Annotated in this window: 23 protein-coding genes; 7 read left to right on the top strand and 16 right to left on the bottom strand. The window is 61.2% G+C overall.

What is annotated here, in order from left to right; genetic code table 11:
• Positions 1-91: 91 nt before the first annotated feature.
• The 8 genes from AC07TV_RS11460 to hemP form a co-directional block, all read right to left on the bottom strand.
• Complete coding sequence (locus AC07TV_RS11460; protein WP_494648490.1) at positions 92-349, bottom strand: ferrous iron transport protein A; 258 nt, start codon at positions 347-349, stop codon at positions 92-94.
• Positions 346-2,301 (bottom strand): ferrous iron transport protein B, encoded by a 1,956-nt coding sequence (feoB, locus tag AC07TV_RS11455; protein WP_494648489.1) that lies wholly within the window; start codon positions 2,299-2,301, stop codon positions 346-348. The genes AC07TV_RS11460 and feoB overlap by 4 nt, the downstream gene beginning before the upstream one ends.
• Entirely contained in the window at positions 2,298-2,819 is a 522-nt protein-coding gene (locus tag AC07TV_RS11450; protein ID WP_494648488.1) for a TlpA family protein disulfide reductase, read from the bottom strand. Before AC07TV_RS11450 ends, feoB begins: the two co-directional genes overlap by 4 nt.
• Positions 2,816-4,954 carry a TonB-dependent receptor plug domain-containing protein gene (locus tag AC07TV_RS11445; protein WP_494648487.1) on the bottom strand — a complete coding sequence of 713 codons (2,139 nt, stop codon included), beginning with the start codon at positions 4,952-4,954 and terminating at the stop codon, positions 2,816-2,818. The genes AC07TV_RS11450 and AC07TV_RS11445 overlap by 4 nt, the downstream gene beginning before the upstream one ends.
• A 78-nt stretch (positions 4,955-5,032) precedes the next feature.
• On the bottom strand, positions 5,033-5,458 hold the full coding sequence (locus AC07TV_RS11440; RefSeq protein ID WP_494648486.1) for an ExbD/TolR family protein: 426 nt from the start codon (positions 5,456-5,458) through the stop codon (positions 5,033-5,035).
• A 1-nt stretch (position 5,459) separates the two neighbouring features.
• Complete coding sequence (locus AC07TV_RS11435; protein WP_494648485.1) at positions 5,460-6,194, bottom strand: MotA/TolQ/ExbB proton channel family protein; 735 nt, start codon at positions 6,192-6,194, stop codon at positions 5,460-5,462.
• Between the two features lie 2 nt (positions 6,195-6,196).
• Positions 6,197-6,832 carry an energy transducer TonB gene (locus tag AC07TV_RS11430; RefSeq protein WP_494648484.1) on the bottom strand — a complete coding sequence of 212 codons (636 nt, stop codon included), beginning with the start codon at positions 6,830-6,832 and terminating at the stop codon, positions 6,197-6,199.
• A 99-nt stretch (positions 6,833-6,931) separates the two neighbouring features.
• Positions 6,932-7,108 carry a hemin uptake protein HemP gene (gene hemP, locus AC07TV_RS11425; RefSeq protein ID WP_494648483.1) on the bottom strand — a complete coding sequence of 59 codons (177 nt, stop codon included), beginning with the start codon at positions 7,106-7,108 and terminating at the stop codon, positions 6,932-6,934.
• Between the two features lie 318 nt (positions 7,109-7,426).
• On the opposite strand from hemP, the gene AC07TV_RS11420 reads away from it, so the two are divergent.
• The 3 genes from AC07TV_RS11420 (at position 7,427) to AC07TV_RS11410 (ending at position 12,963) form a co-directional block, all read left to right on the top strand.
• The gene (locus tag AC07TV_RS11420; RefSeq protein WP_494648482.1) at positions 7,427-9,634 is read left to right on the top strand and encodes a TonB-dependent receptor; all 2,208 of its coding nucleotides are present in this window, start codon (positions 7,427-7,429) and stop codon (positions 9,632-9,634) included.
• 104 nt (positions 9,635-9,738) lie between these two features.
• The gene (locus AC07TV_RS11415) at positions 9,739-10,875 is read left to right on the top strand and encodes a DUF1513 domain-containing protein (protein ID WP_494648481.1); all 1,137 of its coding nucleotides are present in this window, start codon (positions 9,739-9,741) and stop codon (positions 10,873-10,875) included.
• Positions 10,876-10,971: 96 nt separating this feature from the next.
• On the top strand, positions 10,972-12,963 hold the full coding sequence (locus AC07TV_RS11410) for an ATP-binding protein (RefSeq protein WP_494648480.1): 1,992 nt from the start codon (positions 10,972-10,974) through the stop codon (positions 12,961-12,963).
• On the opposite strand, the gene AC07TV_RS11405 is transcribed toward AC07TV_RS11410, so the two are convergent.
• The 7 genes from AC07TV_RS11405 to AC07TV_RS11375 form a co-directional block, all read right to left on the bottom strand.
• Entirely contained in the window at positions 12,960-14,270 is a 1,311-nt protein-coding gene (locus tag AC07TV_RS11405) for a DUF2325 domain-containing protein (RefSeq protein ID WP_494648479.1), read from the bottom strand. The two genes, AC07TV_RS11410 and AC07TV_RS11405, sit on opposite strands and share 4 nt — an antisense overlap.
• Positions 14,271-14,407: 137 nt before the next feature.
• Positions 14,408-14,878, bottom strand: coding sequence for a hypothetical protein (locus AC07TV_RS11400; protein ID WP_494648478.1), 471 nt, complete (start codon positions 14,876-14,878; stop codon positions 14,408-14,410).
• The gene (locus tag AC07TV_RS11395) at positions 14,862-15,317 is read right to left on the bottom strand and encodes a hypothetical protein (RefSeq protein ID WP_494648477.1); all 456 of its coding nucleotides are present in this window, start codon (positions 15,315-15,317) and stop codon (positions 14,862-14,864) included. Before AC07TV_RS11395 ends, AC07TV_RS11400 begins: the two co-directional genes overlap by 17 nt.
• 75 nt (positions 15,318-15,392) lie before the next feature.
• Positions 15,393-17,204, bottom strand: coding sequence for a DEAD/DEAH box helicase (locus AC07TV_RS11390; protein WP_494648476.1), 1,812 nt, complete (start codon positions 17,202-17,204; stop codon positions 15,393-15,395).
• 201 nt (positions 17,205-17,405) lie between these two features.
• On the bottom strand, positions 17,406-18,197 hold the full coding sequence (locus AC07TV_RS11385) for a ferritin-like domain-containing protein (protein ID WP_494648475.1): 792 nt from the start codon (positions 18,195-18,197) through the stop codon (positions 17,406-17,408).
• A complete protein-coding gene (locus AC07TV_RS11380; protein ID WP_494648474.1) occupies positions 18,197-19,243 on the bottom strand; it encodes an aldo/keto reductase in 1,047 nt (348 codons plus the stop codon). Before AC07TV_RS11380 ends, AC07TV_RS11385 begins: the two co-directional genes overlap by 1 nt.
• Positions 19,244-19,268: 25 nt before the next feature.
• The gene (locus AC07TV_RS11375) at positions 19,269-19,601 is read right to left on the bottom strand and encodes a hypothetical protein (protein ID WP_494648473.1); all 333 of its coding nucleotides are present in this window, start codon (positions 19,599-19,601) and stop codon (positions 19,269-19,271) included.
• A 107-nt stretch (positions 19,602-19,708) separates the two neighbouring features.
• Between AC07TV_RS11375 and AC07TV_RS11370 the strand changes: the two genes are divergently transcribed.
• Positions 19,709-20,347: a DUF47 domain-containing protein gene (locus tag AC07TV_RS11370; protein WP_494648472.1), complete on the top strand. Its 639-nt coding sequence runs from the start codon at positions 19,709-19,711 to the stop codon at positions 20,345-20,347.
• Between the two features lie 68 nt (positions 20,348-20,415).
• Positions 20,416-21,369 (top strand): inorganic phosphate transporter, encoded by a 954-nt coding sequence (locus tag AC07TV_RS11365; protein ID WP_494648471.1) that lies wholly within the window; start codon positions 20,416-20,418, stop codon positions 21,367-21,369.
• Positions 21,370-21,511: 142 nt separating this feature from the next.
• Here AC07TV_RS11365 and AC07TV_RS11360 read toward each other — a convergent pair whose 3' ends face one another.
• Positions 21,512-21,733 (bottom strand): YdcH family protein, encoded by a 222-nt coding sequence (locus AC07TV_RS11360; RefSeq protein WP_494648470.1) that lies wholly within the window; start codon positions 21,731-21,733, stop codon positions 21,512-21,514.
• Between the two features lie 67 nt (positions 21,734-21,800).
• Here AC07TV_RS11360 and AC07TV_RS11355 point away from each other — a divergent pair, with 67 nt between their 5' ends.
• Positions 21,801-22,109 carry a hypothetical protein gene (locus tag AC07TV_RS11355; RefSeq protein WP_494648469.1) on the top strand — a complete coding sequence of 103 codons (309 nt, stop codon included), beginning with the start codon at positions 21,801-21,803 and terminating at the stop codon, positions 22,107-22,109.
• The coding region (greB, locus tag AC07TV_RS11350) for a transcription elongation factor GreB (protein ID WP_494648468.1) at positions 22,109-22,665 on the top strand (557 nt) is incomplete at its 3' end. The genes AC07TV_RS11355 and greB, both read left to right, overlap by 1 nt.

The following is a 22,665-nucleotide window of genomic DNA, read 5'->3' as shown; positions in this document are numbered from 1 at the left end:
CGCGAAGCCGGAGAGATTCAATCCCGGCCCCGGCTTGATGATTCCATTTTTGCCCGATTTTTCCGGTTGACCGTGGGATCGGCTGGCTGGCCTATGCGCCGGACGGGGTCTTGTTTACCCAGATATACCGGGCCACAGCGTGTTCGAGCGCCAGTTCGACCTCGTCGGCGAGGATGACGGTCATCGGCCGTTGCTGGAGGACCTTGATCGGGCGATTTTCGGCCAGGCCGTAGGCGGTCAGTTGCTCGCGCTGGAGCGGGTCGATTTCGTCACCGAGCGCGGCGAGGCGGACTTCGCTGCCGGGCGGGATGAAGGCGAGGGGGAGGCGGGCTTCGTGGGTGGGGCTCATGACCAGACGGCGTGGAGAAGGATGTTGAACAGGCCGCCGACGAAGAAGGCGAAGGGGACGATGATGGCAACCATGCCGAGGGCGACTTTGCTGCCTTGCTCCTTGACCATCATCATGAGGCTGGCGAAGCAGGGGATGAACAGGGTGATGGTGATCATGCCGACGACGGCCTGGATCGGGCTCAGCGTATGGGCCATGGCGAACAGGCCGGTGGCGCCGAAGTCGCGGCGCAGGAAGCCCATGACGAAGGCGGCCGAGGCTTCCTTGGGCAGGCCGAGCCAGCCGGAGACGAGCGGTTCGCCGGCTTCGATGATGGCGGGGAGGGCGCCGGACTTGTCGAGCGAGAACATGATGAAGGTGCCGAGCAGGAAAAGCGGGATGACTTCGATCAGATACCACTTGAGTCGGCCGCCGGTTTTCTTCAACACATTGGCGAAGATCGGCAGGCGCATCGGCGGCAGTTCGGTGACCAGCGGGATGCGCCGGCCGGGAATGAGCTTGGCGGCGAGGAAGCCGGAGAGCAGCAGGATGCCGACCATGGCCAGCGCCCAGATGAGCACGGCGGTGAAGGAGACGCCGCCGAGCATGCCGAGGACGACGCCGAGCTGCGCCGAGCAGGGAATGGCCAGGGCGAGCAGGAAAATGGTGATGATCCGTTCGCGCTGGCTGTGCAGGATGCGCGTCGTCAGCGTCGCCATCGTCACGCAGCCGAGGCCGAGAACCATCGGCAGCACCGCCCGGCCATTCAGCCCGATCAAGGAAAACAGCCGGTTGGCGATGACCGTCAGGCGGGGCAAATAGCCCGAATCCTCGAGCACGCCGAAGGCGATGAAAAAGGTCGTGACAATGGGCAGGATGAGCGCCAGCGCGTAGGTCATGCCCATCGTCCACAGGCCGTACTGGCCGACCAGCAATTCCTGCACCCAGCCGGGGCCGAAGACATTGGCGACGAGACCGGTGAAGGCCGGGTTGAGGATGCCTTCGAAGAGGTCTTCTTCGAGCAGGCCAACCAGGGTCGTCGCCCCGAATACACCGACAAACTGGTAGATCAGATAGAGCACGCCAAGCAGGATGGGGACGCCCCAGACCGGATGCACGACGTATTGGCCGAGACGCTGGGAGAGCAGCGGGCTGCTCCGCACGGCGCGCTGGATGACGCTGGCGGCCAGCGCATCGGCGGCTTCGGTGCGTTCGCGGGCGAGCAGGGCGGGGAGATCGCCATCGCTGCGTTCGATTGCGTTTTTGCGCAAAATTTCCAGTTGACCGTGGGAATCGCCGGCGTGTTCGGCCAGCCAGTCGGCGACGACGGTATCGCCGCCGAGGTAAAGAATGGCCAGCCCGCGCGCCGCCAGTTGCGGGTGCGGGGCGAGGCGGGTGATGGCTTCGGCCATGCCGGAAATTTCGGTCTCGATCTCCGGGTCGTAGCGGAGCAGCGCGCCGGCCGCACGGGCATGGCCGAGACTGCTGGTCAGTTCGCCAATGCCTTCGCCGCCGGTGGCGACGGTGGCCAGCACCGGGATGCCCAGTTCTTCGGCCAGCGCCGGGATGTTCACCACGACGCCGCGGGCCGCTGCCTCGTCGTGCATGTTGAGAGCCAGGACCATCGGCACGCCGAGTTCGGCCAGCAGCGCGGTCAAGGTCAGCGTGCGGCGCAGGTTCTTGGCGTCGCCGACCTGGACCAGGCAGCGGGTTTCTTCGTTGAGCAGGGCGCGCATCGTCGCTCGTTCATCATCGCTGCGCGAGGGCAGGGCGAGCACGCCGGGGGTGTCGAGGAGCATCGCCTCGCGGTCGAAGCGGGCGCTGGCCCGGGTCACTTCGACGGTGGTCCCGGGATAGTTCGAGACGTTGACGTAGGCCCCGGTCAGGCGGTGAAAGAGGACGGATTTGCCGACGTTGGGGTGGCCGACGAGCAGGATGGCGTTGGCGGCGGAGGCAGAGGCAGAGGTGGTCACGTTGTTTCGGCTTTGGTGCAGTTGATGACGGCTTGTTCAAGCCAGTCGGAGGTGATTTCGCCGGTGCGCTGGGTGCAGGGGCGGCGCTGGTCGTCCAATACAAGGGTGTGCGGCAATGCGCCGACCCGGTTGCCGAAGCGGGCGAGCAAACCGCGTGGTTCGCCGGGGCCGTGCAGCACGTGCATGGGGGGGGTCAATGCGGCCTGTATGGCGCTGGGCGCGCCGAGTGTTTCGACCGGCTTTTGCAGGGCAATGGTGATGACGCGAACCTTGCCGCTACGGGCGAGGGCGGCCAGGGCCGGCATTTCTCTCAGGCAGGGTGGGCAGTCGGCACGCCAGAAATTGATGACCGTGGTTTGCGCCGGCAGGCGCGATAGCTGTACGAACCGGTGTCCATCCGACAGCTCGAAATCAAGTGCCGAATTTGGCTGGTTTTCGGCGTTGACCGCAGCACAGGCCAAAAGCCCTGCCCAGAGGGCGAGGCTTGACCGGAGAGAGGTCTTTTCGAACAGGGTCACAGGGCGAACTTTACACCGCCGTAGATGAAGCGGCCGCGATTCGGGCCCCATATCTGGGTGACGTCGATCGCCCCGCTGCCGTCGACCCACAGCATGCTTTCCTTGTCGGACTGCTTGAAGTCGAAGACGTTGTCGACGCCCAGGAAGGCCGACCACTGTTTGTTCAGGCGGTATTCGCCACGCAGGTCGACCACCCAGTAGTCCGGGCTCTTGTCCATCTTGCGCGTGCCGTCGAAGTTGTAGCGCGGGTTGTTGGCGTAGTCGTAGAACTTGGCGAGGTCCATCGGGCCGGTCCAGGTGCCGCGCAGCATGCCGGTCAGGGGGCCGCTTTCGTAGTCGAGGCGCAGGTAGGCCCTGGTTTCCGGCCGGGCGAAGGCGAGCGTGCCGGCTTCCGAGAACTGGTACTTGAAGTGCTCGGCGGCGATCGTCGTTTCGAGGTTCGGCGTCAGCTTGTAGGTGACGGTCAGGTCGCCGCCAATGACGGTGACTTTATCCCGGGCCGAGGTAAATAGCGTGACGGCCTGTTCGCCCGGAGCGCCGGAACAGGCGCCAATGACGCCGGCGTTGTCGCATTGGCCCGAATCGAGCAAGGCCATGTTCTTGATCCGGTTGTAGTTCAGGGAGCCCACCCAGGCCAGCCGGTCTTCGGCGTAAGACAGCGCGTAGGAAACGTTGTCGGAGATTTCAGCCTTGTCGATGTTACGTACGATGCGCGTGGTGTCGAGGATGCCGTGGTCCTGCTCGAAGAACGAGGTGGGGGCACGGAATCCGCGGCCAACCGCAAAGCGGCTGTTCAGTTCGTGGTTGTGGTTCCACAGCACGTTGAAGCGCGGACTGGTGATGCCGCCAAAGACATTGTGCTTGTCGTAGCGCACCGAGCCGTTGACCTCGACCACACCCTCCAGAAAGCTGTGGTAGCCCTGCAGGAAAACGCCCGGGGTGCGGTACTTGTAATTGTCGATGCCGTTGTTTGGCGTGCCGCTGGCATCGGTGCCGACGCTGGCCAAATCTTCGTAACGATAGGTCACGCCGGTCGTCACCAGCGTTTCGCCGAGCGGTTGCTGGGTGCTGGCCTCAAGGTAATACTGGGTCTGGTCGGCTTTGTAGACGGCCTTTTCGTAGAACGAGTCCTGCTTGTGTTTGGCGTAACCGACGGCGAAACGCATGGTTCCGTCGCCCAGCTTGTGGGTGGCGCTGGAAACGAACTGCTTGCGGTCGGTGAAAATGATTTCCGACATGCCGGCCAGGCCGTCGGTGTAGTCCTGGGTCAGGCCGGTATCAGGGACGATCCAGCCGCCGGCATAGGGCGAACCATTTTGACCCTTGCTCCAGTCGAACGGGTTGCCACTGCCGTTGGCCTTGACGCCGTTGTAATCGGTGCCCATGGCGCCGCCCATGCGCTTTTCATCGACGATGTCGAAGCGGCCCCTGACCTTGAAGCCGCCAAGATCATCGACGAAGAAGCCGATGCCGCCCAGGTTGCGCTTGTAGCCGGTGTATTCGGAAATCCGGTTGTCGTCGCCGTCGACCGTGTCATGCTGGTTGTGATTGAAATTGGCAGTCAGGGCGCCGCCCTGGAATGCCTTGGCGCCGAACAGGTCGGTATTCAGGTGGCCATAGGAGCCGAATTGCTGGTTGATCAGCAATTCATCCTTGGTCGGGCGACGGGTGACGATATTGACCGAGCCGGCTAATGCCTCCGGGGCGATCAGGCTGGTGCCGGCGCCGCGCGAGATGTCGATGCGCTCCAGGCCGCCGAGGCTGACGCTATCCAGGCCGTAGGCCGTCGACACCGACGAGAAAATGGGGATGCCGTCGATGAGCAGCGTGGTGTAGCGACCGGGCAGGTTGTTGAGGACGACATTGCGCACGTTGCAGATCGAGCACTCGACCTGCATGGAGATGCCGGGGCGCTTGTCGAGTGCTTCGGTCAGCATCGTGGCGCCGGTTTTTTCCAGCTCACGGGCGCCCAGCGATTCGGTAGCGATGATTTCATCACGCAGCACCGGCTTGGCGCCGGTTGTCTTGCCGCTGCTGACGGTGACTTCGCCCAATTGCTTGTCGGCGATTGCGGCGCCGGAAAAGGCGAGCGAAAGCGCGGCCACCAAGGGTGTTAGATGTAATTTGATTTTCATTTCCGCCTCCCTGCGGTTTTTGAAAAGTACGTGCGATACCTGGGGTGATCGCCGTAAATACTTGGCTGGCCGCCGCCCTTATTGCGCTCCCTGGCCTGGCTGCGTGACGAAACCGATCTTGGTCAGCCCGGCCCGACGCGCCGCGCTCATCGTTTCGGCTACCGTTTCGTAGCGCGTCGCGCGGTCGGCACGCAGGTGCATTTCGACCTTGGCATCCTGCGCCACGGCATCGCGGAAGCGGGCTTCGAGGCTGCTTTGGTCAACCGCCTCGGCAGCGACAAAAACATGGTTGTCGGCATCGATGCTGACCTGCAGGGTCAGCGGCTTTTCCGGGGTTGGCGTGCTCGAGGCGCGGGGCAGGTCGACTGGCACCTGATGCGTCATGAGCGGCGCGGTGATGATGAAGATGATCAGCAAAACCAGCATCACATCAACGAGCGGCGTCATGTTGATTTCCGCCGTCGGCATCTGGTGGTTCTGCGAATTGAAGCTGCCCATGGCCATGTTATGCCGCCTCCGTCGCTACGCGGGCACGCATCGGGTGGATCTGCGCGCTGTTGGCGACAAACGGCTTGCCGACCGTGAAGAAGGCATGCAGGTCGTGGGCGAAGGCATCGAGATCGGCCAGGATGACGCGGTTGGCGCGGGTGAAGGCGTTGTAGGCGAAGACGGCGGGCAGCGCGACGGCGAGGCCGGCGGCGGTCATGATCAGCGCTTCACCGACCGGGCCGGCGACTTTCTCCAGCGCCGCCTGACCGGACAGGCCGATGGCGACCAGCGCGTGATAGATGCCCCAGACGGTGCCGAGCAGGCCGACGAAAGGTGCCGTGGCGCCGGTCGTGGCGAGCAGGGTCAGGCCGTTTTCCATACCGGCTTGGGTCGTGGAAAGTTGCTGGCGCAAGGCGCGCTCCATCTGCTCGGCCGGGTCGAAGCGCGAGGCGAGGCGGCCGGTGACGGCTTCGCAGTCGTTGTTGCAGCCATTGGCCTGCGTCGCCAGCTGGGCGTAAGGGCTGTCCTTGCCAGCCTGGTTGAGCAAGGCAATGCCGTCGCTGACGCTGCTTGCCGACCAGAAGGCGCCAAGCGCTTTGGCGGCGCGACGGACCATCCACCAATCGACGGCCTTGGCCAGGATCAGGTACCAGCTGATCATGGACATGATGGCGAGAATGATGGCGACGGCGTGCGAAATCGTGTCGCCGCTGGCCCACAGGTGTGCGAAACCGAACGAGTTTTCCTGCATTTTTATTGCTCCAATTTGAAAATAATGGGGACCAGCACCCAGCTCTGGACGGCGATATCGCCACGCTTGGCCGGTATGAATTTCCAGTTGCGAACTGTTTTTTGCGCTGACTCGTCGAGTCGCTGGCTGCCTGACGAGGTCCTGATTTCGACGCTGTCGGCGGAGCCTTGCGGATTGACCGAAACGCGCAGAATGACCTTGCCTTCCTCGCCCATGCGGCGGGAGAGCGGCGGGTAGGCGGGGGCCGGATTCTTGAGGTAATCGGCATCGAAACGGGCGAGACTGACTGGCTCGGCCGGTGGGGCAACCGGCTTGGCTTCGGCGGGGGCGGCGACCACGGCGGCAGGCGCCGGAACATTGCTCTCGGTGGCCTCGACGACCGGCGCGGCGGCCTTCGGGGCCGGCGTTTGCGGCGTCTTGACCGCGACCGGTTTGGTCATCGGCAAGGGCTTGGCCACCGGCTCTTTCTTGATTTCCTGCGTTTCGAGCAAATCAACGACAAGCGGGATTTCCATGATCTGCGGTACCACCGTTTTGGCCGCCAGAATGAGCAGGAAAACACCGACATGCAGGCCAACCACTGCGGTCAGCAGGCCGCTGCGCTGGAAGGGTGAAGGGCGGGATAGTGTGTAGCTCATGGTTGATTTTTCAGGTTTTGCCGGCTGTCTCGGAAAAAACCCTTGGCTCGCTGGCTTGTGCTGGCTGGCTATGGGAACGAGAGGTGCAACGGAGAGAAACTATTTGGTCAGGATCAGTTTGTTTTCGCGGGTGACGCGCAGCAGGTAGCGCTGTCCCGCGTGTTCGATCTCGACCGTCGTGGCGCCGCCGAGAATCTTTTCACTATCGATCCGCGGGCGGGTTTCGGTTTTCTCGGCGGGCGGGGTGGGCTCGGGAGAGGGGGGCTGCGGGTTCATGGTAGGTGCCTATTGCAAACAAGAATTGGTCGCATCTTCTCGTGGATGAGAATTGATGTCAAATATTATTGCGAATCATTCGCAACAGTATTGATGTGTTGTTGCAAATGCGATACATTCGCATCGACGTTGATCGACTAGCCAGCCGCTTTCCTGCCCGCCATGTCTTGAAGTGCGTTCAAGGGGGTTTCTCCGCGGGTTTTGTCCGACTGCTTTGTCGGTTATCGGCGCGTGACTGTTTCGCCCCTCGAACATCTATTGTTCGGCAAGCCAGCCTCCATGCCAGCCAGCCATTTCTGACTCGACAGAGGACCGCTTGTGAAAAATAACTATCCGAAGTTTCAGGTGCGTGGGGTATCGCCTGCACCGTTCCGTGGCGGGCGACATGCCGGCCTGTTGCCGCTGGGGGCGGCTGTCGTTGCCGGTTTGCTCGGCGTGGCGGATGCGTCCGCAGCCGAGGAGCAGACCCTGGCGCCGGTCACCGTCAAGGCGACCGCCGAGCAGCAGGACGGTTACCGGGCCAGCAAGACGCGCGTCGGCAAGGTGGTGCAGGATCCGCACGACGTACCGCAGGCGATCACGACCATTACCCGTGCCCTGATGGAAGAGCAGGAGGCGAATTCGCTGCGCGAGGCGCTGCGCAATGTCTCCGGCCTGTCTTTTAATGCTGCCGAGGGCGGCCGCTCCGGCGACAACATGATGTTGCGCGGCTTCTACACCTTTGGCGACATGTACCTCGACGGTATTCGCGATACCGCCCAGTACAACCGCGAGGTGTTCAATACCGAGCAGGTCGATGTCCTGCGCGGCGCGGCGGCCATGCTGTTCGGGCGCGGCCAGGCTGGTGGCGTGATCAATCAGGTGAGCAAGACGCCGATGCTGTATGGCATCAACAAGGCCAGCATCGGCATCGGCAGCAATGAATACTTTGAAGCAAAGGCTGATTTGAATCAGCGGATTGGCGATAACACGGCGTTTCGCATCAACTTCATGACGCGTGACGAGGGCAGCTCGCGGAGCAACCCGGTGACCGGAACGACGCCGGAAATCCATCGTCAGGGTTTTGCGCCGAGCATTGCCTTCGGCTTGGGAACGGCTCATGAGGTGACCTTGAGTCACTTGTATCTGGCCACCCAGGACCGGGCCGATTACGGCGTGCCTTTCGACACTGCGATCAAGCGCCCGAATTCCGGCTACGCCAAGTCGGGCGCCTTCTGGGGCGTTGATGGCACTTTCGACGACAGTGAAACCAACATCACGACGCTCAACTACCTGTTCACGCTGTCGGCGGATACCCAGTGGCGGACGGTGCTTCGTTCGAGCAATTATAAGCGTTCATATTGGGCGTCGGCGCCGGGCAGTGCAGCCTCGTTCGCCACCGGCGGCGGCGCCAAGACGCGGCAGACGGATACCGACAACCTGGTGATCCAGAGCGATCTCAATACGCGCTTCAACCTCCTCGGCATGAAGCACGAACTGGTCACCGGCGTTGAATATCTGAAGGAAGAGGCCAAGCGCTGGGCGCTGGCGAATGTCGGCAACAACGGCATCTTTTTCAAGGACGTGGTTGGCTTCACCAATAGCGCGACTGGCCAACTGATCGACACCCGACCAGCCAATACCTATCAGGGTGAAACCTTCAGTGCCTACGTCCAGGATGCGGTGGAATTCATTCCGGACTGGAAACTGACCGGTGGCATTCGTCGCGACGAAATGCGCTCGGACTACGTGACGGTGGCCCGGACTGGCACATCGACGATGACGACGACGGCGTATTCCGGCGACTTTGGCGAGAACAGCTACCGCGTTGGCCTGTCCTGGCAGCCGCGGGCCGATTCGCACTACTACCTGGGATGGAGTGATTCCTTCAGCCCGACGGCCGATTTGTACCAGCTTTCCGGCAGCCAGTATCCGGCCGAGCGCTCGGCAGTGACCGAGCTGGGCGCCAAGTGGTTGCTGCTCGATGGCAACCTGGCTTTCCGTGCCGCTCTCTACCACGCCGTCAAGGAGTGGGAACGCAATACCGATCTGGAATCGACGGCCTCAATCCTGACCCGCAAGCGTCAGTCGGACGGCCTGGAGCTCGAACTGGCCGGTCGCATCACCGACAACTGGGAGGTCTTCGGCGGCCTGTCTCTGATCGACGCAGAAATCCTCCAGGTTGCGCCGGGTAACGGCAACCCGAACTTTGTCGGGCAGGAGCCGCGCAATACGCCGAAGCGGACGGTCAACCTGTGGACAACCTATCGCCTGCCGATGGGCTTCAAGGTCGGCGGCGGTGCTGAGTACAAGAGCAAGCGCTACGGCGGCGCACCGACCGGCACGGCGGCTTTCAATCCGAACACCGTGCCGTCCTACATCCGCTGGGATGCGATGGTGACCTACGAGCAGCCGAAATACGCGATCAAGTTCAATGTCCAGAACATCTTTGACAAGCTGTATTACGACGCGCTCTACGACAACGGTGGCTTCACCGTTCCCGGCCAGGCACGCCGTTTCATCCTGAGTGGCGAGTTCAAGTTCTAAGTTGTGGCTGAGCAGCCCCGTCTGTGGACGGGGCTTTTTCGAACCAGCCGGCATTTTGTTTTTGGGCAGAATTTCCGGTTGACCGCAGGAATGATGGATCAAGCATGAAAACGACACGACGCGAGTTTCTGAAAATGGCTGGTGCGCTGGCCGTCTTGCCGCAGGCCGGTTTTGCCTGGGCTGGGCAGGGGCCGCAAGGCGCCTCGATCGCCGCCGCCTGGCGCGGCCCGAATTCCGGCGATACCTATTACGCTGGTGTGATGGCGGCAGACTGGGCGCGCAAGAAGCTGGAAATCCGCCACGCCGTGGCCTTGCCGACCCGCCCGCACGGCCTGACGCCGGAGGCGGATGGCAGCCTGTTGGTGACCGGCGTGCGTCCCGGCGGCTGGCTCATGCGCATCGGCCCTGATGGACAAGTGGCGCAGCAAATCGACATCGCCGGGGAGTCTTCTGCCGCGCGGCTGAATGGCCACGTGGTCGTCAGCCCGCGTGGCGACGTGATCTATACGACAGAAACCGACAGCAAGACTGGCCGCGGCCTGATCGGCGTGCGTGACCGCAAAAGCCTGAAGAAGCTGGCCGAATGGCAGAGCCACGGCCAGGAGCCGCATCAATTGCTGGTCGACGACGCCGGGCATTTGATGGTTGCCAACGGCGGCATCCCGCGCACGGCCGCCGACAAAAAATACGATCTGCATCGCATGGATGCCTCGCTGGTCCGCCTCGACGGCCAGAGCGGCCGCCTGCTCCGCCAATGGACGCTGGACGACCGCCGCCTGAGCCTGCGTCACCTGGCCTGGAGCCATTGGCCGGCCGGCGGGCGAAAGTTGCTCGGCGTCGCCATGCAGGCCGAACATGACGACCCGGTCGCTCGCGCCGCGGCGCCGATTCTCGCCGTACTCGATGGCGACGATCTGACCGTTCCAACCCGGGTCAGCGATGGCGCTGGCTATGCTGGTGATATCGCCCCGGCTTACAACGGCGGTTTTGCCCTGTCGAGCAACCAGGTCGGCATGGCTCAATTGTGGCACCCCGGCCAGCCGGACAAACTGACGCGCATCGTCGAATTGCAGGAAGCCTATGCCCTGACCGGCTGGGAAGGCCCCCAGCCAGGCGGCGGCGTACTGGTGTCTACGGCTCTCGGGTTGGTTCGCTGGCACCCGAGCGCCAAGCCGGCCTTGCTGCCCTGGCCGGAAAAAATGGCAGTGGATAATCACTGGGTGTTGATTGACGAGTCATAAATTTGTTTGGCATATGTGACCTAGTTTGCTTGGTCATGCTGTTTTCATGCTAGATTCAAGACGATTTCATTCCTTGAATCGAAGCTCGATAGCATCATGGCCGAAAAAACTCGCTCAGTTCGCCTTGCGCTGTTGGCCGCCGCAATGTGGACGTTTGTTCTGGCCCTGTCGATGGTATGGAATTTCCTCAATGTCCGGGATCAGGCGATGGGGATGGCCTACGCCGAGGCGCGTGCCAACCTCAACAAGGACATCACTTTTCGCCGCTGGGGGACGATGCATGGCGGAGTTTATGTGCCGCTCACGGAAACCCAGAAGTCGGTACCCTGGCTGTCGCATGTGCCGGGTCGGGACGTAACGACCTCTGACGGGAGCAAGCTGACCCTGCTCAATCCGGCCTCGATGTTGCGCCAGATGATGGATTTGTATGCCACCGACTATGGTATTCGCGGTCGCATTACCGGGCTCCGTTACCTGAATCCCGGCAATGCCCCGGATGCCTGGGAAAAGAGCCAGCTCGAGGCCTTTGTGCGCGGCGATAAAAAAGAGGTCTGGGCAGTGGAGTCGGTCAACGGCAAGCCGTACTTGCGTTATCTGCGGGCGATGATGATGGAACCGGGTTGTGACAAGTGCCACGCCATCCTCGGCTACAAGACCGGCGACATGCGCGGCGCTACCGGGCTCAATCTGCCTTTGGCGCCTTATCTCGAGCAAATTGACAATTCGCGCTTGAGTCTGGGCTTCAGCCATTTGCTCATCTGGCTTATCGGACTGGCTGGTATTGCCTGGGGAGGCTGGATTTCGGCCGGCTGGGCGACTGAGCGGGAAGCCTCGCGGGCCGAATTGTTGCGCCATCGCGATGATCTGGAGTCGCTGGTGGCCGATCGAACGGCCGAGCTTTCGCAGGCCAAGGAGGTCGCCGAATCGGCCAACCGGGCGAAAAGCGCTTTTCTGGCCAACATGAGCCACGAGGTGCGCACGCCGATGAACGCGATTATCGGACTGACCCACATGCTGGCCCGCCATAACGTTGATCCGGCCCAGACCGAAAACCTGGGGCGGATCAACCAGGCGGCGAATCATCTTCTGGCCTTGCTTGGCGATGTGCTCGACCTGTCGAAAATCGAAGCTGACCGGCTGGCGCTGGAAAACGCCCCGTTCCGGCTCGGCACTGTGTTCGCCAATATCGACAGCCTGCTCGGCGAGCGCGCCCAGGACAAGGGCTTGTGGCTGAAGCGCGAGATCCAGTCAACGTTGCTTGATATCCCGCTGCTCGGCGATTCCTTGCGTGTCCAGCAGATACTGCTCAATCTGGTCGGCAATGCCATCAAATTCACTACGCGGGGTGGCGTCACGGTTCGCGCGGTCATTGCCGAGGAAAGCGCCTGCGATGTACTGGTGGCGATTGATGTCATCGATACCGGCATTGGCATTTCACCCAATGCCGTACAACGTATTTTCGAGCCTTTTGAACAAGCCGACAGTTCAACTACCCGCCAGCATGGCGGCAGTGGCCTCGGCCTGGCGATCTGCCGACGGCTCGCCCGGCTGATGGGGGGCGATGTCGTTGCGAAGGGCATTCCGGGGGAGGGGAGCATTTTTTCACTGACCTTGCGTCTGACCCGGAATACCCTGGCTGACAACGTGGAAGGCCCGTCTGTCAGGCTGTCCGGCGCCGAGGCCGAGCGCCAGTTGAAAGCCCGGCATGGCAACGCCCGTATCCTGTTGGTCGAGGATGACGAGATCAACCGCGTGGTTGCCCTTGAGTTGCTGCATGAATCGCTTGGCTGGCAGGTCGATATTGCTGAAAACGGCGCGCTGGCCGTTGCCATGGCGGGCGCCACCGATTACGCCCTGATCCTGATGGATGTCCAGATGCCGGTCATGGATGGCCTCAAGGCAACACGCGCCATTCGGGAACTGCCGGGGCGGCAGCACACGGTGATTCTGGCGATGACCGCCAACGCCTTCCAGGAGGATCGCCTGGCCTGCCTGGCGGCCGGCATGGACGATTTTGTTCCGAAGCCGGTCGACCCCGAGATTCTCTACGCGATATTGCTGAACTGGCTGGACAAGCAGCTTGGCTAAGCTGCCGGGCTGCTTGGCTGCGCTTCGTTCTGATTCAGGTCGATCAGCCGGGAAAGGCTCGAGGCGCCGCTGTTTTTCATGTACAGACAGGGTTTGCCCGTGCGTTTGCATTGTTCCTTTACGCGCCAGTAGGCGTTGTGGCTGATGCAGCCGGCCTGGCAGATGACGAGGTCGGCGGCGGCCAGGAAGCCGTCGATGCGGTGCAGGCTTTCCTCCAGCCCGCCGTCGTGATGCAGGAATCGGCCGCCGCGCTGTTCGACGACCTGGCGGTAAGCGTCGATTGAGCCGGAACGGCCACCAACGCAGAGAATGCATTTGCCCGATAGATGGGCCGACACCTCGTCCACCTTGGCGTCCGGTGCGGCGGCTGGCTCATTGCCGTCGGCCAGCAGAAACTTGATCGTTTGATCGGCTTGTTTGACCAATCCCCGCAGGTGCTCAAGTTCCCGGCCGAGTTCGCCGGCCTGCGCTGTCAGTGCACAGGCCCGGGCTTCGGCGTCGGTGGCCCGGCGGGCCAGCGCCTGGCGCTCCTTGAGGTCGGGCAGGCTCTGGCGCAGCGTGTCGAGTTGGCCAGCCAGATTGGCGGCACAGGCGTCCTTGCCGGCGAGGTCGATGCGCAGTTCGGTAATACGCTGACCGAGCCGCTGCGTTTCCAGCGATTTCTCGGCGCGCTGCTTTTCAATCTCGCGGCGTGCCTCGTCGAGCAAACGTTGCAATTGGCCATTTTCAGATTTCAGTGCCTTCAGCGTGGCCAGATCGGTCCGTGTGCCGCTGCCGATCTGGTGCTGAAGCATGTGGATGTCGCCGTAGATGTCCTGTTCGAGGAGGGGGTCGCAGGCCGGATGCGTCCAGCAGGCCCACAGCGCGCCGGGAACATCGCAGCCGGAATCGGCCGATTCGCGCCATAGCCGGGCCAAGGCGCTTGCGTCCTTGGCGCGGGAAAAGGCGCGGATGCTCAGGTGAAAACGTTTTTCCAGTTGCTTGTGCAGCAAATCGGCCAGTCGGCTACGGGTTTCGCAGGCGCCAACGGCCGTCGTGTGCAGGACAAAATCGGTGGTTTCGCGCGGAAACTCGAGGGCCTTGGCCATCAGTCCGCGCAGTTCGTCGACGCCAAAACAGACGCCGATGACCGGGCAATGAAATTTGTGCGGAATTTCCCACAGCTTGCGCCGGCGCGAACCGGCCGTCGGCGCGCAGGCTACGTCGGCTGGTGGCTTGGCCTTGGTCAGCGGAAAAAATGCTTCGCTGGCGGCGGGTTGGGCGGCGCTGAAACAACCGCCGGCGACGTGAAAAGGATGGTCCTGCATGTCCGGGCTCCTTGGCGATGACTCGCTGGCTGGCCGGGCGCCCGGTTGGCTGGCTGCTTCAAATTTGCTGCATTTTTCCGGTTGACCGTGGAAGGTCAGCCGCTTCTGCGTGAATGGAAGGCTCTCTGGCGTTGGCGCTACAGGCTGTCGGCCAGCGGGCAGTTGAACTTGATCGCCAGTGCGTCGCGTTCGCCGGCCAGGCGCTGGCATTCGGCGTGGGCGGCGCGGATAGTCTTTTCGAGGAACCAGACGCGGTGCTGGGCATCGTCGTGTTCGCTGCTGGCGGCGCCCAACTGTTGAAACTGGCAACCCAGTTCGATGACGCTCTGGCCCGCCTCGAATTTTCTCAAACGCTGGCGCAGTCTGGCGGTGAGTTCGTTCAGGCGACTGATTTCGTTGTCCTGCGCAATGATCTTGCGTGTCGCCTCGGTGGCGCTTTTGCGTTGCGCCCGACGGGCGTGGCGCAGGGCCAGGCTGAGCGCGGCAACTTCCGATTCGAGCCGGGCAATGTGGCTGGCCGATTCCTCGGCGGCGGGCAGGTTGAGGTCGCCCTGCGGGTCGGCGCTGTCGCGTTCGAGTTGTCGGCGGTTTTTAAGCGGTGCGAGCATGGTGCAGCTCCTTGCCTGAATTGAGACGATTGCTGGCCCGTTCACAGAGATTTCGGGTTTCGCTGTCGATATCCGTCATGTCGCCGATCCGTTCGAGCAAACGGGCGGCGTTGAGCGCCGACTGCTGACAGCCGGTTTCGTGATGGATGAGCACCAGGCTCAAGGCCCCGGCCCACAGTTCGCTGCTTGGCATGATCGCTCCTTGCCGGAAAGTCAGTTTGAAATGCCGGCAATGAGCAGCCAGAAGAGCAGGCCGGCCAGCAGGGTATTGAACAGCAGGCTTTGCATTGTCGATGCCCTTTTGTTGAGAACGGTTCTCATCATAGGTGGTGTTTGGGTGCTTGTAAATAGGAATGGTTATCAAATAGGCGTTTTGGTTAATCCCACGGTCAACCGGAAAAAAGGGCCAAAAATGAAATTCCTGGCGATGCCAGATCACCAGTTCAGGAAATTCCGGACAAGAAAAAGGCCACGGACTTGCCGTGGCCTTGGGTGTCTTGCCGCTTGGGAGTGATTAGCGGTCGAAGCTCTTTTTCTTGAAGCTGCGTTCGCCGTCGAACTTGCGTTCGGCGCTGGCGCCGCCATCCTGACGGCCTTCATCAGGACGCAGGTTGATCGGCACGCCGCGGACGCGGGTGCGTTTCAGGGCGTTGGAGGCTTCGCCCGGCATGCCGGCCGGCAGTTCGACCGTGCTCGACTCGTCGTACAACGCGATGCGGCCGATGAAGCGGCTTTCAATGCCGGCTTCGTTGGCGATGGCGCCGACGATGTCCTTGACCTGAACGCCGTGGTCACGACCCACATCGATGCGGTAACGCACCATGTCGCCGCTCGGGGCCGAACGGGTCGGGCGTTCTTCGCGACGCGGACGTTCGCCACGGCTTTCGAAGCTGGGCTTGTCGCCACGGTCGGCACGCGGTTTGCGCTCGTCGCGGTCAAAGCTGCCCGGACGCGGACGGCTGTCACGGCTGTCGAAAGACGGGGCCGGAGCGGGACGCGGGTCTTCGCCGGCGATCTGCAACGGCTTGCCTTCCTGGGCCATCATGGCCAGCGCGGCAGCGACTTCTTCGGCGCCGACGTTTTGCTCTTCGGCAATTTGCGAGACGATGTTGGAGAAGAAATCGAGACCTTCGGCGTTGAGCACTTCAACGACTTTTTGCTTGAAGTCGGAAACGCGCTTGTTGGTCACGTCGGCACGGCTCGGCAGCGTCAGCGGCGCGATCGGCGAACGGGTGGCACGCTCGATGGTGCGCAGCATGCGGATTTCACGCGGGGCGACGAAGAGGATGGCGTTGCCGGTGCGGCCGGCGCGGCCGGTACGGCCGATGCGGTGGACGTAGGCTTCGGTGTCGTACGGGATGTCGTAGTTCACAACGTGGCTGACGCGCGGCACGTCAATGCCGCGGGCGGCAACGTCAGTGGCGATGACGATGTCGAGCGCGCCGGACTTCAACTGCTCGATGACGCGTTCGCGCATCTGCTGGTTGAGGTCGCCGTTCAGGGCGGCGGCAGCGTAACCGCGAGCCGACAGCTTGTCAGCCAGTTCGACGGTGGCGGTCTTGGTGCGGACGAAGATGATGGCGGCGTCGAAGTCTTCTTCAACTTCGAGAATGCGGGTCAGGGCGTCCAGCTTGTGCATGCCGGAAACCTGCCAGTAAACCTGACGGATGGCGGCAACGGTGGCAGTAGCCGACTTGATCTTGATTTCGCGCGGCTCGACCAGGTACTTCTGCGCGACGCGGCGAATCTGTTCCGGCATGGTGGCCGAGAACAGGGCGGTCTGGTGCTGGGCCGGGGTGCGTTCGAGAATCCACTCGACGTCGTCGATGAAGCCCATGCGCAGCATTTCGTCGGCTTCGTCGAGAACCATAGTCTTCAGGTTGTCGAGGTTGAGCGTCTTGCGCTCAAGGTGGTCCATGACGCGACCCGGCGTGCCGACGATGACGTGGGCGCCGCGCGACAACTGCTTGAGCTGGATGGTGTAGCTCTGTCCGCCGTAGATCGGCAGGACGTGGAAACCAGGCAGGTTCTTGGCGTAGGTTTGCAGGGCTTCGGCAACCTGGATGGCCAGTTCGCGCGTCGGCGTCAGGATCAGCGCCTGCGGCTTCATCAGCTTGACGTCGATCTGTTCCATGAGCGGCAGGGCGAAGGCGGCGGTCTTGCCGGTGCCGGTCTGGGCCATGCCGATGAGGTCATGACCTTCGAGCAGGACCGGGATACATTGGGCCTGGATCGGCGACGGAGTTTCGTAGCCGATTTCGATGAGGGTTTTAAGTAGCGTTTCGCTTAAGCCGAGATCGGCGAAGCTGTCGGGAGTAGACGACATAGATGCTGTTTCCTTTCATCGTCGCCATTCACATTGTTATAACCGGCGACGGATTGGCCCGATGGTCGGGCGGCCTGGGTGACCCCGACGCAGCCATGCCGGGGAACGAATCAATGGGGTGAATCCTGCACAAGAACCTACGAGACCGGTGGCTGCTCGGAATGACTGCGGGCGAAACATCAACGCATTGAACTGATTATTCTACCTTTTTTTTGCGAGGACCGCCAGTTCACCAGCACTGAAGCCAGCTGCGAGGCGCGCTGCCTCGTTCATTTTTCCCTGTGGCCATGGCGCCTGATAGCGCGTTAGCAGGTCGCGATAGCTGCTTTCCGGCTCGAGCCCGCGTTCGGCGCACAGGTGGCGGTACCAGCGATCGCCGAGGCCGACGTGGCCGATTTCGTCGCGCAAGATGATGTCGAGAACGCGGGCGCTTTCATGATCGCCAACCTGCTCGAGTTTCATCTGGATCGGCGGTGTGGCGTCGAGGCCGCGCGCTTCGAGCAGGCGCGGGACGAGCGCCATGCGAACGAGAGCGTCGTCGGTGGTTTTCTCGGCCATGTCCCACAGCCCGGCATGGGCGGGGAAGTCGCCGTAGTCGTAGCCGAGCGATTGCAGGCGGCTACGCAGTAGTTCGAAATGCTCGGCTTCTTCCGCCGCAACGCCGATCCAGTCGGCGTAATAGGCTTGCGGCAGGCCGCGGAAGCGGGCAGCGTGGTCAAGGGCAAGGTTGATCGCCGTGAACTCGATGTGCACGATGGCGTGGAGCAACCGGGCGCGACCTTCCAGCGTGCCCGGGTTGCGGTTCGGTACATCTTTATGGGGCAGCAGTTCGGGCTTGGCTGGCCGGCCGCAAACCAGCGTGACCGGCGTGCTGTCATGCCAATTCAGCTGGCCGGCCTGCCAGTCGGCGGCGATTGCCACGGTCAACCGGATTTTTGGGCCAATTTCAGAAGCGGCCAGGGCTTCGGCCAGACGGGCAAAAAGCGATTCCATCAGGGCGCCGGGTTGGTGTAACGCAGGTGGATGGCGTCGATTTCGGCGAGTATTTCTGGCGACAGCGTTGTCTGCATGGCGGGCAGCGTTTCCTTCAGTTGCGCCAGCGAGGAGGCGCCAATGATGGTGCTGGCGACGAACCAACGCGAACGCGTGAAGCCGAGGGCCAGTTGCGTCGGCGTCAGGCCGTGTTTGTCGGCGAGTTCAACGTAGGCCTGGACGGCGGGGGCGACGTTCGGTTTGCTGTAACGCTGGCCGAACGTCGGCCATTGGGTGATGCGGCCGGCGGCGTTGGGGTTGGCCAGATACTTGCCGGTCAGATGGCCGAAGGCCAGGGCCGAATAGACCAACAGTCCGACCTGTTGGCGATAACAGACTTCGGCCAGACCGGTCTCGAAGGTCCGGTTGAGCAGGCTGTAGGCGTTTTGCGTCGAAACGATGCGCGGCAGTTCGAGTTCGTCGGCCAGCCGGGTGAATTCCATGATGCCCCACGGGTGTTCGTTGGAGACGCCGATCTGGCGAATCTTGCCTTCCTTGACCAGTTCGCCAAGCACTTCGAGCTGCTCGCGGATCGGCGTGCCTTCCCGTTCGTTTTTCGGATCGAATTGCCACTGGCCGAACATCGGCTGGTTGCGTTCCGGCCAGTGCAGTTGATAGAGATCGACATAATCTGTCTGCAGGCGCTGCAGCGAGCCGTCGAGGGCGGCGCGGATATTGGCACGGTCGAGCGCCGGCGGGCCTTTGCGGATCCAGCCCAGGTTGCGGCTGGGGCCGGCGACCTTGGTGGCGATCTGGACCCGATCGCGTTGCTGACGCTTCAGCCAGCGCCCGACGATGCTTTCCGAGGCGCCGCAGGTTTCGGCGCGCGGCGGCACGGCGTACATCTCGGCGGTATCAATGAAGCCGATGCCGGCAGCCAACGCAAAATCGAGCTGGGCATGGGCATCGGTTTCGCTGGTTTGTTCGCCGAAAGTCATGGTGCCAAGGCAGACTTCGGGAACAACAAAGTCGCTGCGGCCAAGCTGGCGTGTTTGGAATAGTGTCATTGGTAGCTCCAAATTTGGGCAAAAATCAGGGTTGACCGCAGAGAACGCCATATATAAGGACGTGGCGGTTCAATAGGTAATCAAAACTGGCCGGCACGATGGCCAGCCGGTGGTCGTCGGGATGTTGGCAGTGTTTTTTCACCCAGGCTTGCGCCGCGGCGTAGGCGGCGTCGAAGCTGGCGAACAGCCCGTCAAGTTGTTCGGAGCGGACAGGCAGGAAAGCCCCAGTCAGCCGATCGAGCAGCTTGTCGGTGTCGAGCATCTGCACCGCGTAGCCGGCCGGTGGCCGGGCCAAAGGCAACTCGTCAAGCGAGAAGCGGTCACCAAATGCGTCGGCGGGAAGGGGGGGAATGTCCATGCGGTATTTTAGCGGCAAGAGCTTTATTCGTTGCCAACTGGGCATTTGGTGGCGGGGGCCGGAGTGATAGAATTCTACGGTTGTAATAAAAACTTAACAGGACTGTCATGTTCGCTCGTCTGATGCCCAGGGAGGGCAAGTATTTCGATCTTTTCAATGCGCATGCGGAGTTGATTGCGCAAGGTGGAAAGGCCTTGTCCAACATGATCGCCGCCCTGGTCGACCATCCTGAGCAGGCAACGCTGTTCGCTGAGGAAATCGACTCCCTCGAACGCCAGGCGGATGCCATTACCCACGATACGCTGGCGCAATTGCATACGGCCTTCATCACGCCTTTTGATCGCGATGAAATCCATCAGCTGATCAATGGCATGGACGATATTCTCGACGTCATGCAGGACGTCGCCGAGTCGATCTCGTTGTATGACATCACCCGTGTTCCAACGGATGCCAAGGCCATGGCCATCGTCACCGAGAACTGCTGCGTCTGTGTGCAGTCAGTCATCAAGCTGATGCACAGCATGGACAACGCGCCGGCCATCCTCAAGTTTTGTCATGAAATCGACGAGTTGGAATCTGAAGCCGATCGCTCGTTGCGTAGCGCCATGTCCAAAATCTTCCGCGAAGAACCGGATGTGCGTGAAGTCGTCAAACTCAAGGAAATCTACGAATTGCTTGAATCAGTGACCGATCGCTGCAAGGACGTGGCCGGTACGGTTGAAGCCATCGTCCTCGAAAATTCCTGAGCGGATCGCTCGGCATGGATACGCTTAATATCAGTCTCGGGGTCGTCGTAACCCTGGTGATTGTCGCCTTGCTGTTCGACTTCATGAACGGCTTTCACGATGCGGCCAATTCAATTGCCACCATTGTCTCCACCCGCGTTCTCAAGCCACACCAAGCGGTTATCTGGGCTGCAGGGTTCAATTTTCTGGCTTATTTCCTGTTTCAGCTGAAAGTTGCCTCGACCATCGGGAAAGGCACCATCGATCCGTCGATAGTCGATCATTACGTGGTCTTTGGTGCGTTGGTCGGCGCTATCATCTGGAATGTCATTACCTGGTATTACGGTATTCCGTCGTCGTCGTCGCATGCGCTGGTGGGTGGATTGGTTGGCGCCGCCATTGCCAAGGCGGGCGTGGGCAGCCTGATTTCTTCCGGCGTCCTGAAAATCGTCGCCTTCATTTTCGTCGCGCCATTCCTCGGTTTCATGATCGGCGGCACCTTGATGGTGATCGTGTCGTGGATTTGTCGAAACATGGCGCCACGCAAGGTCGATAAGCATTTTCGCCGCTTCCAGTTGATATCGGCGGCAGCCTACAGTTTGGGACATGGCGGGAACGACGCGCAAAAAACGGTCGGCATCATCTGGATGCTGCTGATCGCTGCCGGTATCTCGACGACCAGCGACCCGATTCCCGGGTGGGTCGTTCTCTGTTGCTATTCCGCAATGGGTCTCGGGACAATGTTCGGTGGCTGGCGCATCGTCAAGACGATGGGTAATCGCATCACCAAGCTCAACCAGGCCCGCGGCTTCTGCGCCAATACCGGTGGTGCAATCACGCTGTTTTTGGCTACCGCATTCGGCATCCCCGTTTCTACAACTCACACCATTACTGGCGCGATTGCCGGTGTTGGCTCAACGCGTGGCGCTCGGGCTGTCCGTTGGGGAGTGGCAGGCGGGATCGTCTGGGCATGGATTCTGACCATCCCCTGCAGTGCGGCCATGGCAGCACTTGCCTGGTATATCGGCTCGATTATTCTTTGATCTTGAAAGTTGCTGTCTTTACCCTCCTGCTGGCTGTGCTGGCAGGAGTCGTATGGACCATTCCCGTGTTATGGGAGCTGGCAGTGGCTGGAGTGATTGGCGCCGTCTACTGGATATTCTTCCGTATCCCACCGAATAGTGACTAAGCCGGGATATCGGGTACCAGCATCTCCTCCAGTTGAATAATCCGGTCTTTTAACAAAAGCTTTCGTTTTTTCAGTCGGGGAATGAGTAAGTCTTCAGGTGGCGGGTTCTCAATAAGGTGCGTAATAACCTGATCCAGGTCGCGGTGCTCCACCTGCAGTTCATGCAACTGGGCATGAATCTGGCTGATCTCCGCATCAGTCAGCGGATGAAGGGACATTTTCGACTCCTGATTGCTTCGGTTGTTTTGCTAGAATACCTTGATCCGATTCGTGGAGGAGAGAGAAATGCAACATCATGTAATTGTCTCGTTCGGCAAGGAAAAAGAATTCGAATTCAAATTCCCGGGCGGGGCACCATCCGACGTGGCGCGCCAGTGGTTTGACCATGAGTTCACCGTTCTGGAGTGCGACGTAGCGACTCCGACTGGCAAGATTCTCGCCGTAGACCGCATTCTTAGTGTCGCCAAATACGCCGGTGAAGAGCGCTTTCGCGACCAGCGTACTTGGGCTGAGCAGTTTGCCAAGAACACAGCAGCGCTGCTCGGGCGCGAATTGATCCGTGTCGACGTCGAGCATTACAGCATCGGCTATTGATGAACAAGGCGTTTGTGCGGGAGAGCGACAGTGACGATGAAGAAGATGTTTCGCCTTCACTGAAGCTACCTCCCGGAACGCGTAATTACATTACCCCGTCGGGTCATGCTCGATTGAAAGACGAGCTCGAGCATCTGGTCAAGCGTGAGCGCCCGCATGTTGTTGAAGTGGTTGCCTGGGCCGCATCGAATGGCGACCGCTCCGAAAATGGCGACTATATATATGGCAAGCGGCGCTTGCGTGAAATAGATCGCCGTATCCGCTTCCTTACCAAGCGTATCGAGAACGCCGAAGTTGTAGATCCGTTGCGTCAAGGCAATAACGACCAGATATTCTTTGGTGCTCGGGTAACAATCGCCGAGGCCGACGGCGTTGAGAACACATACACCATTGTCGGCGTGGACGAAACGGATGTGGCACAAGGGCGCATCAGCTGGATTTCGCCTCTTGCCCGTGCCTTGATCAAGGCCCGAGAAGGCGATTTGATTCGATTTCAGAGTCCGGTGGGTGTTCGGGAGATTGAAGTTCTAGAAGTCCGGTACGAAGTAATAGGTTG

Source organism: Azonexus sp. GW821-FHT04F04, from assembly GCF_059420025.1.
This window is presented reverse-complemented; position numbering and strand designations above follow the sequence as displayed.